Genomic DNA, 14,520 nt, shown 5'->3' with positions numbered 1-14,520 from the left:
TTTTATCTGTTTTCCGCGTAAACGGAACACCACGGATGCCCCGCCCCCCGATTCGTTATTCCCGCACGTGACGCGAGCTGTTCCGCCGCGCGGTACCCGTCTTCTAATATTTTTCGCTCATCCGCCGTCGTCAGTACACCGTTTTCCAGAATAAAGCGTCCGTCCACCGCGACCGATTCGATATTTGCCATAGTCGAAGAATAGACCAGCGTGGAAACCGGGTTGTGCATTGGAATCGATTTCGGGCTGAGATAAGGGTTAAATACTACAAAGTCAGCCTTTTTCCCGACCTCAAGCGAACCAACCTCGTCTTCCATGCCCAGAGCACGCGCGCCGTCAATCGTAGCCATTTCCAGCACCTTTTCCGCAGTGATAACCGTCGGGTCCAGCGTGGACACTTTATGCAGAAGCGCGGTGGATTTCATCAGTTCCAGCATGTCCTGGCCGTTGTTGGAAGCGGCGCCATCCACCCCCAGGGAGACTGTGACGCCCGCTTTAAGCATTGCCGGAACCGGCGCGACACCGGAGGACAGATACATGTTGCTGACCGCGTTGTGCGAAACCTTCAGATCATATTGCTTCGCGGCAGCGATGTCCTTTTGATTGAGGTAAACACAATGTACCATCAGTACATTCGGCCCCAGAATGCCCAGCTTTTCCAGACAGTCCGTCCCTGCGCACCCGTGCAGCGCTTCCGTGGCCTTCCGGTCGAACGGTGTTTCAGATACATGGATGGTAATGCCGCTGTGATAGGAACTGGTAAGTTCCCACAGCATCCGGAGCATCTTTTCGGAATTGGACCAAAGTGCCGCCGGCGCCGCCCAGACTTTCAGCCGGCCTTCTTCCGAATTGTGATAACGGTCAAACAGTTCCGTCATTTCGCGCTCCACCACTTCAGGAGTCTGGGTAATCTCGGGGCAGACGCCTGCGTCCAGACCGGCGTCCATCGCCCCGCTGCCGATGACGCCGCGGATTTTCAGTTCCGTCATCGCTTTTGCGACACCGTCCGTGAGGTGCTCCTTATGATGCAGATAGAGGTAATCCGTCATAGTTGTCACACCACTGCGGACAGCCTCGGCGCAGCCGAGCATCGCGGCATGGCAGCTGTCCTCCGGAGTCAGGAACCGGGCTGCCGGAAAGGTCATGGTGCGCAGCCAGTCGGACAGCACCATGTCGTCGCCAAGCCCTTTCAGCAAAGTCTGGAACAGATGGTTATGCGTATTGATAAACCCCGGAAAAACGGCTTTGCCGGTACAGTCAATTCTGCGGGTATCCGGAGATTGCCTGATCAGTTCTTCGGTCCTGCCGATTACCGCAATCCGCCCGTTTTCAACCGCCAAAGCGCCGTCAAACAGGACACGGCGCGCGGGGTCTACGGTCACAATTACTGCATTGGTCAAAATATAATCCGTCATAGGTCCTCCTTTACGCACTGGCATTTTCACAGTGGCCCGCCATCAGCAGCCCGATCCGCCCGATTTCCGCTTCCTCACGCGCCATTTCCCCCAGAATTTTCCCCTCATAAATCACGCCGATGCGGTCGGAAAGGGACATAATCTCATCGAGTTCTGTGGAAATCAGCAGTACCGCACAGCCCTCGTCGCGCGCGGCTACAATCTGCTTATGAATAAATTCGATAGCCCCGACATCCACACCGCGCGTCGGATGAACCGCCAGCATCAGTTTAGGATGGGTTTCCAGCTCCCGCGCCACAACCACCTTCTGCTGATTGCCGCCGGAAAGCGCCGTGATCGGTTCTTCCTCATTAGGCGTTTTGATACTATATTTTTGGATCAGTTCCTGCGCGTGAACCGCAATCCGCTTCCAGTCGAGCAGCCCGTTCTTTTTGTATTCCTTCTTTTTATAATCATGCAGCAGCATGTTTTCCTTAATGGACATGCCCATTACTACACCGACATTCTGCCTGTCTTCGGGGATATGGGCAACCTGGCAGTCCAGCACATCCCTCGAACTCCCTTTTGTGACATCCCTGCCGCAGATGGTGACCGTGCCGCCCGTTTTCTTTTTCAGAGCGGTGATGGCGCGGATAAGTTCGGACTGGCCGTTGCCGTCAACCCCCGCAATGCCGTAAATTTCACCGGCATGCACATGCAAAGACAAGTCGCTGACCGCGGTGACGTCCTTGTTCCTGACAGTAAGATGCTCAACATCAAGCACTACTTCTCCCTGTTCCCTGTCCTTTTTGTCAACTTCAAAGAGCACCTCTTTGCCGACCATCATGTGCGCCAGTTCTCGCGGGTTGGTCTCGGAAGTATTAACCGTTCCGACGGTTTCCCCCGCCCGCAGAACCGTAATCCGGTCACAGACAGCCATGACTTCACCCAATTTATGCGTGATGAAAATGACGGATTTATTTTCCGCTTTCAGCTGGCGGATGATCAGGAACAGCTGTTCAATCTCCTGAGGGGTCAGAACGGCGGTAGGCTCATCGAGAATCAGCAGCCGGCACTCTTTATATAACGCTTTTACAATCTCAACACGCTGCTGCTGGCCCACAGTCAGGTCGGAGACACGCGCATAGGGGTCAACTGCAAGATTATACTTCTTGGACAGCTCCAGAATCCGGTCGGCAACTCCTTTGGTGTCCATGGCGATCTTTCTGGTATCGTCCATTCCAAGAATAATATTTTCCACAACTGTCAGCGCCGGAATCAGCATAAAGTGCTGGTGTACCATGCCGATGCCGGTTGCAATCGCGTCCTTGGGAGACTGGATATGTACCTGCGTTCCTTCAAACACAATATCCCCTTCGTTGGGCTCTGTCAATCCATACAGGATATTCATCAGCGTGGATTTTCCCGCACCGTTTTCACCAAGCAGCGCATGCACCTCGCCTTCCCGGACCTTCAGGTTTACGTTGTTGTTGGCAATGGTGCCGGGATAGATCTTGACAATGTTCACCAGCATCAGCCGGATTTTATTCTGGTCAGTTTGTTTCATCATTGCAGCCCCCTTACGCCGTTTTGACAGCTTCATCTGCGAATGCGAATTCCTAAGCGAAATCCACACACAGATGTTTGACTTCCGTATATTTCATCAGGCCCTCAACGCCGCCTGCGCGGTCAACGCCCGACTGCTTGTAGCCGCCGGTCTCACATTCCGGAAACAGCTTGTTATAGCAGTTCACCCAGGCCGATCCCGTGCGCAGCTTTCTGGCAACCCGCATGGCTTTGTCGATATCCTTGGACCAGACCGCGCCTGCCAGCCCATAGATCGTGCCGTTTGCCAGTGAAACGGCTTCTTCCTCGGTGCGGAAGGTTTCCACGACCAGCACCGGCCCGAAAATTTCTTCCTGCACAACACGGCTGTCATGCGCCGGATTTTTAATAATGGTCGGCGCGATGAAGAACCCGCTGTCCAGCCCGTTCTCGGTGACACGGCGGCCTCCGGTAACCAGTTCTCCGGTCTGAAGTCCGTCTTCGATGTAACCGAGGATTTTTTGCATCTGTTTTTCGGAAATCACCGGCCCCATCTGGGTATCTTCATTGAGTCCGAATCCCAGTTTCAGCTTTTCAACCTCTGTTTTCATCCTTGCGAGAAAGGTATCCGCAATGGATTCTTCAATAACCAGCCGCGATCCCACTGTGCAAAGCTGCCCGGCATTTGTGAAGATTGCCTTGATGGCAAACGGCAGCGCTTTATCCAGATTTGCGTCGGCAAAAATGATATTGGGGGATTTCCCGCCAAGCTCGAGCGACAGCTTTTTCATCGTGTCCGCGCCGGTTTTCATAATCTTTTTGCCGGTTTCCACCCCGCCGGTAAACGACACCATATCCACGTCCGAGTGCTCAACAAGCGCGTTTCCGGCTGCTGCCCCTCTGCCCGATACGGCGTTGACCACGCCCTTCGGCATCGAAGGCACCAGTTCGAGCAGTTTTACCACTTCAAACGTGCAGGCGGTCGTCTGCTCCGCAGGCTTGATGATAATCGTATTGCCCGCCGCCAGCGCGGAAGCCAGGTCACGCATAAGCAGCGTAATCGGATAGTTCCACGGCGTAATGCCGGCTACTACGCCAACCGGCTCGCGGCACAGCACAGACAGGCTGTTTTTATCCACTGCGGTAGAACCGCCGAACAGTGTGCGCGTGGCACTGGCGTAATACTCCAGATAGCCGATGGCCCCGTTCACTTCAAACAGCGCTTCCGCAATCGGTTTTCCTGTCTCAAGGGACAAAGCCCGCGCAAGGGGGTTCAGATGCTGCCGCATCGCCTGTGCCCACTGGTAAAGCACCGACGACCGCAGCCGCGGCTGAAATGCCCAGTCCTCCTGCTCAAACGCGCGTTTGGCGCAGGCAACCGCCGCATCAATATCTTCCTTGCCCGAATCAGGCACGCGGGATACCACCGCGCCGTTTCCGGGGCATCGGACTTCCATCAGCGCGCCGGATTTCGGGGATTGCCACACGCCGTCTATATAATTCTGATACTCACCCAGGTAATACTCATCCAACACTGTTATCCCAACCTTTCTGACTGTAAATAATTCATTGCCGCGCGGATCTGCCCGTAATAGCCCGAGCAGCGGCAGAGGTTTCCGTTCAGATACTCCCTGACCTGCTGTTCGGAAGGATCTTTCAGTTCCTTTTTCATCGCCAGCACCAGCATGATCAAGCCCGGAGCGCAGAATCCGCACTGCTCAGCCCCTTCCGCCACCAGCAGGCTACCGTAAGCCGCGGCTTCTTCCTGCACGCCTTCCAGCGTTGTGATATGCTTTCCGGCCATTCGGACGGTCAGCACCGAACAGGACGGAACGGGTTTGTCTTCCACCCAGACCGTACAAAGCCCGCAGGCGCCCTGTCCACAGCCCTTTTTGACGCTGGTGAAGCCATGGCTGCGCAGGCTGTCCGCAAGCACCTCGTCCGGCAGAACTTCCCACGCCTGCCTGCGCCCGTTCACCCAAAACGTAACCGTCATATCCCCGCCTCCTTCAGCGCCCGCTCCACCAGTACGAGGCAAAGCTCCCTGCGGTACGCGCCGCCTGCGCGGTGGTTGTCCGCAAATTTGAGTTCAGCCGCCGAAGCTTCTGCCGCCTGCGCCGGCGTTCCTCCGCGGTTTATGCAATCTGCCGCAGCCTCTGAAAGTGCGGCGGCCATCGGGCGCGCGCCGACCGCGATACGAAGGCCGCAAGCAGTATCGGCGGCGGCGGCATTCAGCAGCGCGTAATCCGTGCACGCGTTCCGCATGCTCTGGAACGCGATGCGGGAACAGCCCAGCGGAATGTGAATTTCTGTCAGAATGTCACGGAGGGGCGGCATGTTCAAATACTCCTCCAGCGTGCACAGGCCGCTGTGATAAAATTGCAGCCGCGTATCCAGCGCAAGCAGGACCGTAAGGAGGTCGCTGGTGCCGAAACGGCTCGCGACCGTTCCGCCCACTGTGATCACGTTACGCAGGGGTATCCCGCCCAACGCGGAAACAGCCTTGCAAAGCGCACCGTCAAACAAATCTCCGCAGCTGGTCTCCATTTCACGCAGGGAAACCGACGCCCCCAGAATCAGGTCTGTTCCTGTTTTTGTAATCTGGTTGAGGCCCAGCCCGCCCAAGTCGATGCCAAGCGGGGACGTCCGCGTATTTCTGCGAAGCAGCGTGCAGCCGCCCAGCAGTACGCTGCCGGGATGGCTCCAGAGGGTTTCATAGGCTTCCGCAAGCGTCGAGGGGCAGACATATTCTTTGAAGATCATTACTGCCGCCCCTCCTTCTCCCGAATCGCCGCGAGCACCTTTTCAGGCGTCATCGGCAGGCTGCGCAGCCGGACGCCGACCGCATTGTAGATTGCTTCTTCAATCGCGGAGGCAGGGGTGTGAAACACGACCTCGCCAAGAGACTTTGCACCGTATGGGCCGGTAGGTTCGCAGCTTTCCTCGAACGCAACCTGCATCCGCGGGATATCCAGCCGGCGCGGAATATGGTATTCGGTATAGCTGTCGCTGAGCATACGCCCCCTTTTGTCATAGCGGATTTCCTCAAACAGCGCGTACCCCATCCCCTGCACCAGGCCGCCTTCCACCTGGATGCGGGCGAGCTTCGGATTGATCACGGTGCCGCAGTCAACCACTTCCGCATAGTCGATCAGCGTTACCTTTCCGGTGCGCCGGTCAACTTCCACCTCCGCAAAACCTGCCACAAAAGGAGGCGGGCTGGTCGGCCCTCCATGCCGTGCCGAAGCGGACAACTGGGGCATTGTCTTTTCATCCGCGAAATAATCGGGCGCAAACTTCCAATAGGTGACTTTTGTCAGATATTCGCTGAGGGAAAGCGTTTTGCCGGAGGATGTTTGAAAGCATCTGCCGTCAAACAGGATTTCTTCCTCTGTCCGAAGCACCAGCTTCGCGCCCCGGAGCAGTTCTGCCTTCAGCTTTTGCGCCGCTTTCAGCACCGCGTTCCCGGACGCATACGTGGAGGAAGAGGCGTATGCGCCCTTATCATAGGGGGTTGTGCCGGTATCCGCGGCAACAATCCAGACATGGTCCATATCGGTGCACAGCGCCTCCGCCGCAATCTGGCAGAGGATTGTTTCCGCGCCGGTGCCAAGGTCGGACGCGCCTGAAAATACCGTATAACCGCCGTCATAATTGAGCCGCACCTCGGCATCCGCCACATCCATGCCGCCGATAGACGAGCCGTGCATCGCCACCGACATGCCGACGCCCCGCACACGGTCCCCATCGAGTTCACGGCAAGGATATTTGCTGTCCCAGCCGATCAGCTCCCGCCCCTTATCGATGCAGCGCGCCAGCGTGGTCGAGCGCACTATCGCGTCGCCCGCCGGGGAGCCGCCCGCCAGAAACGGATGGCTTTCCCCTTCCTCGATGATATTTTTTTTACGCAGGGCGATCGGATCGATTCCCAGCTTATGCGCCAGTTCATTGGCCGCGCACTCGATTGCAAAGTTCGACTGCGCCCCGCCGAAACCACGATACGCCCCGCCGGGGACCATATTGGTATAGACTTGCACGCCGTAATAATCCACAGCGCTGATTTTGGCATACATCGGCAGCGTATTTTTGCAGGCGACCGCGAGCACGTCGATCGCGTGCTCTCCGTAGGCTCCGGTGTTTGCGAGCACCTCAAGCCGGATGGCGTTGATCGTGCCGTCCTTTTTCCCGCCCATCGTCACCCGGATGCGCATGCCGTGGCGGGTGTTGGTGCAGGTCAGGCTTTCGCGGCGGTCAAAGATCATCTGCGCAGGACGGCCCGTCAGTTTGGTAACCCACGCGATAAACGGCTCAATAAACGTGCTGTTTTTCCCGCCGAACGCGCCGCCGACCCTCGGTTTGATCACACGGATTTTATATTGCGGGATTTCCAGCGTTTTGGATACAATCCGCTGCACATGGAACGGCGACTGGCAGGAGGACACAATGGTCAGTATCCCGCGCGCATCGTAATAGCTGAACGCGCGGTGGGTCTCGGTCATTGCGTGAAGCTGTGCCTGCACATAATAGGTCGATTTGACCACCGCGTCGGACTTTTTCAGTTCCGCGTCCACGTCGCCCCTTGTCCACGGGAAAGAGGCCGCGATATTACGTGCGGGATCGTTGTCGATCGGCAGGTTGGTAAACACATCCTGATGCAGCACAATCGGGTTATCCAGCGCCTGCTCAAAATCCAGAATGGGAGTAAGCACCTCATAATCGACCTCGATCAACCGCATGGCTTCCAGCACCGCCTGTTCCGTTTCCCCCGCGACAACCGCCACCGGGTCTCCCACATAGCGGACAGTATCCTCCAAAAGATATCGGTCATAGGGGGAGCCTTCGGGGTAGGCCTCCGCCGCGATGGTGTGCAGAACCGGCTTACAGTCCTGATGGATCAGGATCAGCACCATCCCCGGCACCTTCATCGCAGCGTCCTTCAGGATGGAGCGGATGCGCGCATAAGCGTGGGGGCTGCGCAGGAATTTGACGCACAGCGCGTCCGCAGGCGCAAGGTCTTCTGCATAAACCGGGCGTCCCAAAACGCTGCCCATCCCGTCGATTTTGTCAACAGACTGGTGCACTACATTCATCCCACAGTCCCCTCCCTTCCTACAGCATCTTGGTTTTTGGATTTATTTCAGATAGTCGCTCAGGTCGACTTTTGGATAGCGCACGCGTTCAAATGCTTTGTTGTCCTCGCTGAGCGTGGCGTCAATTCCCATTTTGGTTTGTACGCCGCGTTCATCCGAGCAGGGGTCCAGCTCATGCCCCTGCGCGTTCGGCACATAGAAAATGTCGTGTTCGGGCTTGACACGGGTAGAAAGCGCCCACATGATATCCGCCGGATTGTAGATATCGACGTCTTCATCCACCACAATGACATTCTTGATGTTAACATAGGTCATCATCGCCGCCAGCGCTATATTTTTCGGTTCGCCCGGATTTTTCTTATGAATCTGCACATAGGCTAGAAATCCGTTGCCGTAAGGCGGAATATGCACGTCCACAACACCGCTGGACACATATTTCGCAAAATTCTTAAGCAGCGGCTCGCGCGGCAGGACGTTTCCGAGATTGATATGCTCAAACGAGGCGCCGTTGATGGTCTGGTAGATTGCGTTGTTGCGGTAGCAGATTGCCGTCACGCGGACGACCGGGCTGTTCCACGGCTGGGAATAGTGGCCGGTGAATTCGCCAAGCGGGCCTTCCGGTTCGCGCAGGTTGGGCTGAATCTCGCCTTCTATGACAAATTCCGCCTCAGCGGGAACATAGATATCGTTGGTGATGCTTTTTACCACTTCAATCGGTTTCCCCCGGATTGCGCCGGCAACCTCCGTCTCATCACCGTCATACCGCAGGCCCGCGCCCACATAGAGCACCGGGTCACAGCCGCACACCACGGAAATCGGGAGCGGCTTTCCCTCCGCTTCGGCCTCGTCATAAAAGCCCTTCAAATGCCGCCACTCGTTGATCATGATGCAAAATTTGTCGCGCCCTTTGACGTGCATGCGCTGAAAGGAAAGGTTCTGCGGCCCGCCATGCAGCCCCCTGCTGTGCACCACGCCTCCGGTGATGACCGGTCCGCCGTCTTTCGGCGCATGTGTCGGAACAGGTACCCGGAACATGTCAATCTGATCGCCGGTCAGCACATTTTCGTGGCAGGGCGCATCTGCAACAATTTTGGGCTTGATCGGTTTGGTGAGCGCTTCCGCCAGAAAGTCTGTGATCTGTTCCTTGGGGCATCCGAGCGCGAGCGCGATGTTATCCATGGAGGCCAGCATCCCGCCGCAGACTCTGAATTCACGTTCCTTTACCTTGGAAAATAATCCACCTTTTCCCGCGGTTGATTCCAGTGTCGCGAGAACGGAGCCAAGCTCATGCACCAAGTCGACCTCTTTCTCAATTTCAGCAAGCCGGCCGTTTTCTTTCAGTACCGCGAGAAAAGAGCGCAGGTCATGAATCTCAGACATCTTCCTTCCCCCCGTTTCCATAAGCTCCGGTCATCGGATTGATGCCGGTGTAAGGGAGGGCATTTCCATCGCTTTTCGCACCCTTCCCGGTGCGCGTGATGGTGCAGCCGGTATAGTCCAAAATCCCGCCGATCGGCACGAACGGCTTTTTCACAGTCACCGTCACCTGCTGTGTATCGGGCTCCGCTTCAAAGATTTCATCAGAAATACGCTGCGCAATGCGCTGCAAAAGTTTATGCTGTTCTTCCGTACAGACCTTTTTCGCCGCCTCATACAGTGTGATGTAGCTGACGCCACCCGAAAGCTCATCATACTGGCACATATCGTCCTCATTGGCCATCGCCTCGACATCCACCACAAATTTTGCTCCGAACTTATTTTCTTCGGGATAATAGCCGTGCGTCCCCCAAAACTGCATCCCGATCGCCTTTACGATATCCGCCATCTCAATTCGCATCCTTCCCATTTTTAATCGCAGATGCCAGCAGCGCCAGGCGTCTGCCGACGGCATGTGCGTTGTCCATCCCTTTCAGGTCTTCGGCCGCGCCCTGCGCCATCTTATCCTGACTCCAGACCGCCGCGCCGCCATAAACGCCAAGCCCTCCATTGACGACGGGGATTCCTTTGGTATGGAAAAAACCGTGAATAACATTGATCGCGGTTTCTTCGCCGCCGTTGCGCGTACCTCCGACCGTCAGCGCCGCGCCTGCTTTGTACAGGTTGCAGTCCGGATTTTGCTTCTGCATCAGATAGTGCGGACGAAAGCGCGAAAACCAGCAGCCAAGCTGTCCGGTTACGCCCATGTTATAAACGGGCGATGCAATGAGAAAAGCATCGTAGTCGAAAAAGGTCCGGTACAGCTCGTTCATATCGTCCTGATAAACCATACAGTCGTTGACGTTTTCCCTGACACAGCGATTGCAGCCGATACAGGGATTGATCTTTTTACCCCGCAGTTCCACGAGTGTGGTTTCGACCCCATTGATTTCCGAAGCCGCCTTCAGCGCTTCATTCAGCGCGTAATAGGTGGATGCTTTGCGGGGGCTTCCGCAGACTCCCAAAAGTTTGATCATGTTGTTTCCTCCCGAAGGTTTTATTGAAATCAGTCATTCCAGCCCGAACGCTTTCGTCAAGCAGTCTGTTTGGAGTGTTCCGGCGATGAGCGTGTTGGCTGTTTTCAGGTTATGGATTCGTATTTCCCCGCAAGGCGGGAGTGAATGAAGTGCCGACCGAATGAGTTCGTCATTTTCGCAGCGCATCCACAGGCTGCATACCGCGCCTCCGGAGGCCGCCGCCTGCCAGCGCGCCTGTGTTTTTGCCAAATCGTCACAGAACGGCGCAAGCGGGATGCTGTACCACGCCCATTGAAATGTCGTGCGGTCCAGGGTAGTACCCAAAGCCGCAAGGAGTTCGGTCAGAGAAAGAAAAGCGTGATAAACTGTCGCCGCGGCACCGCATTCCGGCATCAGATACACATCTCCGGCTGGCACATCCGGCACACCGGCTCCAAATGCAACGGCACAGTCGTGCCAGACATGCACGGTTCCCTGCCTGTCAGGGGGAATCAGCCGCGCGGGGTCATCCAGACGGATTTCCAAAGACGGCAGCCGGAATCCCGAAACCACACGGTCTCCGTAGGAGATGTCGGCCGCCCCGCCGCATAAGCGGTGCAGCAGTTCCAGAATGCCATGCCAGGAAGCCGCATTCGAAACGCCAAGGTCGATGATCTGCCGGTTCATAGTTTCATCCCTCTTTCTCCCATAAAAGACCGTTCCAGAACATCTGTGCAAATCTGCCCGGTTGAAAAGACATGCCCTGTCGTCAGATTGATAAAATTGATTTTGCAGGGCGCGTCCCAGTCGCGCGGGACATTCGCCCATGAATTGCCGCATTTTGCAAACAGTTCATAAAATGGAACCCCATAAACACTGCTGTCGTTTTTTGAAAACGGAAGCTGGTCCAGCATTCCTGTGATCTCTTTGTCATCACAGCGCACATAAAGATTTGTTTCCTGCCCGTAGATCAGGCAGTCATTGACCCGCCCGTATGCAACGGATTCATCGTCCGTCATTGAGACCAGCGGTGTGACAGCGCTCGCCTCTACAATTTTATCCATTGGAAACCCATGATCATATACCGTCGGCATCGACTGCTCCACATTACGCGCGCAGACCTGCACCGCGCCGGCCATACAGCCCGTACGCGCCGCAAGCAGGTAAAGGTTTTCGCAGGAAACGCCGCAGCCTTCGCTGATCAATTCACAAAGTTCCTCGTCGGGAAGTTCCCCGGTCTGGATGCAGGCGACCGCTTTTGACGGCGCCGGGTCTCTGTAACCAACCGCGCGGGCGAACTGATCCGCACCGCGGATTGCACGTACCGGGCCGGAGATCACTGCCTGCCCGCCGCGGTACGGAAGTTTCCAGAATGCGACATGCGAAGCCATCTCACAGACCGCGGGAGCCTCCACGAAGATCTGCACCGATGGCACCAGATGGTCTCTCAGCCGCATGGTACCGTAAGTCAGGCGTCCAAGGCCACCCATGCCGATTTCCGCAAAGTACTTTCCCGCAAGAAACCCGCCTTTGCTATGCACTCCGAAATCAAGCACCGTTGCGCCGTTTGCAAGCCTTTTGGCTTTGATCTGAAGCCGTTCGGTGTCTGAAAGCACCTGCCGCTCGATGATTGCGGCCGCGGCTTCGTTTACACTATATTGTTGCATCTCACATTCCTCCTTTCCCAGATGGTTCCGGCAAACGCGCCGCTTCTTTGCGCGGTGCGTCCGCCGCAAGCATCCCGTTTTTTCATGGCACCAGTACGCCGCTTCGGCTGACTGCCTTGCCGTTTTTCAGAACCAGCAGCCTTTGCGCCCGGGTAACAAGTGCTTCGCGCGGGGTTTCTGCGTCCAGAACCGCCAGATCGGCCGTACACCCCACGGTAAGCCCGTAATCAGATAAATGGGCATTGCGCGCCGCCCGAAAAGTTCCCATCCGCAGAACCTCCGCCAGTTTGCTTGCGGTGCCATACTGGAGAACCTGCGCGGTAAATAAGCCTTCCTCCAGCATATCGCCGTTGCCGAACGGCCGGAACGGATCGCGGATATTGTCGGAAGCATAGGCGACATTCACACCTGCCTGCAAAAACTCACGGACCCGGGTCACGCCCCGCCGCACCGGCTGGCGGTCGTGCCTTCCCATCAGATACATGTTGCAGGAAGGCAGCGTGATGATGTTGGTGCGTGCTCTCTCGGCCAGTGCAATGCCCTTTTGAGCGGTCTCATCATCCACCGCGCACATCGCGGTGACATGGCTGCAATTGACGCGTCCATCCATGTGCAGATCCATCGTTTTTTGTTGGATATAGAGAAACTCGTCAATATTTCCGACGTCGGATTCGTTGACATGCAGGTCGAGCGGAATCCCGTATTTTTCGCCCCGGGCAAAAATACCGTCCAATTCGGTGCGAAAATCATCGCAGAGGTGGGCGTAACCCGCAAAGTAGTCGATGATGCCTTTGCGGCAGGCTCTGTCCAGTTCCTCCGCGTTTGCCTCGCACCACGGTACAATCAGCTGGAGGGTGATGCGGCCGGCATATTCGCGCCGGAGCTCGTCAAGCGCGTAAACGCTTTCCATGCCCCAGACTTCATCGCACAGCAAATGAGTTTTGATACAGGTGGTACCGTGTGCGATCTCCATATCCAGCACCCGCGCCGCGCGCCGCTTGACATCCTCCGCGATTTTCCCTTTCGGAATCCGGTTCTGATAATTGCGGAACAAATTGACCGCGTCCACCAGTCCGTCGGCTTCTTCATCCTGAATGGTCAGAGCCTTGTCAAGATGGGTATGGGAATCGACAAAGCCGGGGATCAGCAGCTTTCCACGAAAGTCAAAGGCTTCGGCCGCGGCCTGCGGAGGGATGTTTCCCTCCACAGCCGCGATTTTGCCGTCCCGGATTCCCACATCCATGCCGGTTGCACCGTCGAACAGGTTTACACCCTGCAAAAGCAGGTCAAACGTTTTGTCCATTGTCAGTTACCGGCAAGAGCAACCGGGTCTACTTCACCGGAGGCAATCTGATCATACAGTTCCTGGATTTTCGCTTTCGTTTCATCCGGAATGCGGGCAAACGCTTCCTCGCTGTAATCCGTCAGCAGGATTGCACCCTCTTTAATGCCAAGGTTTTTGACCTCACCGCTCAGCTGACCGTTGTAAGCCTGCCTGATGATTGCGCCGATTGCGGTCATCATGTCGGAATTGACCGAGATGAACACGGTGTCGGGAGCGAAAACGCGCTGGTCGGAAACCGCACCGACATTCAGCAGCCCCTTTTCCTGGCAGGCCATGATAACCCCCTGCGAAGCGGTATTGGCATTCTGTGAGAGGACATCCACGCCGGACTCAATCATTGCAAACGCGGCTTCCTTCGCTTTGGCCGCGTCTTCGAGGGAACCGGTGAACATTGTCGTAACCTCGCCCTCCGGATTGATATACTTCGCTCCGGCCTCGAAGCCTTTCATAAACTGGATGATCGGGAGCATCTCCACGCCGCCGATCGCTCCGACCTTGCCTGTTTCGGATACCATCATGGCGATTGCGCCGGTCATAAAGCCGGAATCAATTCCGCCGACCTGAAAGCCGTTGAAGTTCGGTTTGACGCTCTCCGCGCCCGAAGTGATGATAAACTGTGTTTCCGGGAAATCAGCCGCGACAATTTTAGCGGCGTCGGAAAATTCATTTCCATGAGCGAAAACAACGTTGTAACCCTGAGAAGCGTAACCGCGCAGAATTTGGTCGTAATCGGAGCTCGCGACTTTTTCAGAGTAATTAAGGGTCGCGCCCAAATCGTCCGAAACCGATTTGACCGCGTCATAGGCCAGCTGCGACCAGTCCTGGTCATTGACGGTGCCGGGCACAATCAGCGCGATTTTAAATTCTTTTTTAGCCGGTACGCTTTCAGCGGCAGACCCGGACGGCTGCGACGGGGTGCTTTCCGCTTTGGAGGCGCCGCAGCCTGCCAATAAGGAAAGGGACATTGCCGTGCTCATGACGATTGCAAGAACTTTTTTCATCTTTCTCATACCTCTCTCTGGATAATCTTTTATATCCCCCTGCATC

The 14,520-nt window shown here is 56.1% G+C and carries 13 protein-coding genes; all 13 read right to left on the bottom strand.

Translation table 11 applies throughout. The annotated features are described in order from the left end of the window. Nucleotides 1-2: 2 nt before the first annotated feature. The 13 genes from C1A10_RS07635 to C1A10_RS07575 all read right to left on the bottom strand — a co-directional run bounded on the left by C1A10_RS07635 (nt 3) and on the right by C1A10_RS07575 (nt 14,474). Entirely contained in the window at nt 3-1,415 is a 1,413-nt protein-coding gene (locus C1A10_RS07635) for an amidohydrolase family protein (RefSeq protein WP_101909682.1), read from the bottom strand. A gap of 10 nt (nt 1,416-1,425) precedes the next feature. After that, nucleotides 1,426-2,964, bottom strand: a complete 1,539-nt coding sequence (locus C1A10_RS07630) for an ABC transporter ATP-binding protein (protein WP_242968864.1) — start codon at nt 2,962-2,964, stop codon at nt 1,426-1,428. Nucleotides 2,965-3,013: 49 nt separating this feature from the next. After that, entirely contained in the window at nt 3,014-4,471 is a 1,458-nt protein-coding gene (locus C1A10_RS07625) for an aldehyde dehydrogenase family protein (RefSeq protein WP_145997709.1), read from the bottom strand. 5 nt (nt 4,472-4,476) lie between these two features. Further along, the gene (locus tag C1A10_RS07620) at nt 4,477-4,935 is read right to left on the bottom strand and encodes a (2Fe-2S)-binding protein (protein ID WP_101909679.1); all 459 of its coding nucleotides are present in this window, start codon (nt 4,933-4,935) and stop codon (nt 4,477-4,479) included. Next, nucleotides 4,932-5,702: an FAD binding domain-containing protein gene (locus C1A10_RS07615; RefSeq protein WP_101909678.1), complete on the bottom strand. Its 771-nt coding sequence runs from the start codon at nt 5,700-5,702 to the stop codon at nt 4,932-4,934. Before C1A10_RS07615 ends, C1A10_RS07620 begins: the two co-directional genes overlap by 4 nt. After that, nucleotides 5,702-8,029: a xanthine dehydrogenase family protein molybdopterin-binding subunit gene (locus tag C1A10_RS07610; RefSeq protein ID WP_101909677.1), complete on the bottom strand. Its 2,328-nt coding sequence runs from the start codon at nt 8,027-8,029 to the stop codon at nt 5,702-5,704. The genes C1A10_RS07615 and C1A10_RS07610 overlap by 1 nt, the downstream gene beginning before the upstream one ends. Before the next feature lie 42 nt (nt 8,030-8,071). Beyond that, nucleotides 8,072-9,409: a UbiD family decarboxylase gene (locus C1A10_RS07605; protein ID WP_101909676.1), complete on the bottom strand. Its 1,338-nt coding sequence runs from the start codon at nt 9,407-9,409 to the stop codon at nt 8,072-8,074. Next, nucleotides 9,402-9,854, bottom strand: coding sequence for a dihydroneopterin aldolase (gene folB / locus C1A10_RS07600; protein ID WP_207654716.1), 453 nt, complete (start codon nt 9,852-9,854; stop codon nt 9,402-9,404). The genes C1A10_RS07605 and folB overlap by 8 nt, the downstream gene beginning before the upstream one ends. Before the next feature lies 1 nt (nt 9,855). Then, the gene (locus tag C1A10_RS07595) at nt 9,856-10,482 is read right to left on the bottom strand and encodes a flavodoxin family protein (RefSeq protein ID WP_101909674.1); all 627 of its coding nucleotides are present in this window, start codon (nt 10,480-10,482) and stop codon (nt 9,856-9,858) included. 33 nt (nt 10,483-10,515) lie between these two features. Beyond that, entirely contained in the window at nt 10,516-11,148 is a 633-nt protein-coding gene (locus C1A10_RS07590; protein ID WP_101909673.1) for a hypothetical protein, read from the bottom strand. Continuing rightward, nucleotides 11,145-12,128, bottom strand: a complete 984-nt coding sequence (mch, locus tag C1A10_RS07585) for a methenyltetrahydromethanopterin cyclohydrolase (protein ID WP_101909672.1) — start codon at nt 12,126-12,128, stop codon at nt 11,145-11,147. The genes C1A10_RS07590 and mch overlap by 4 nt, the downstream gene beginning before the upstream one ends. An 82-nt stretch (nt 12,129-12,210) precedes the next feature. Next, on the bottom strand, nt 12,211-13,431 hold the full coding sequence (locus C1A10_RS07580) for an amidohydrolase family protein (RefSeq protein ID WP_101909671.1): 1,221 nt from the start codon (nt 13,429-13,431) through the stop codon (nt 12,211-12,213). A 2-nt stretch (nt 13,432-13,433) separates the two neighbouring features. Next, complete coding sequence (locus C1A10_RS07575; RefSeq protein WP_180951042.1) at nt 13,434-14,474, bottom strand: BMP family protein; 1,041 nt, start codon at nt 14,472-14,474, stop codon at nt 13,434-13,436. Nucleotides 14,475-14,520 lie beyond the last annotated feature (46 nt).

Source organism: Marasmitruncus massiliensis, from assembly GCF_900186535.1.
GTDB classification, from domain to species: Bacteria; Bacillota; Clostridia; order Oscillospirales; family Ruminococcaceae; genus Anaerotruncus; species Anaerotruncus massiliensis_A.
This window is presented reverse-complemented; position numbering and strand designations above follow the sequence as displayed.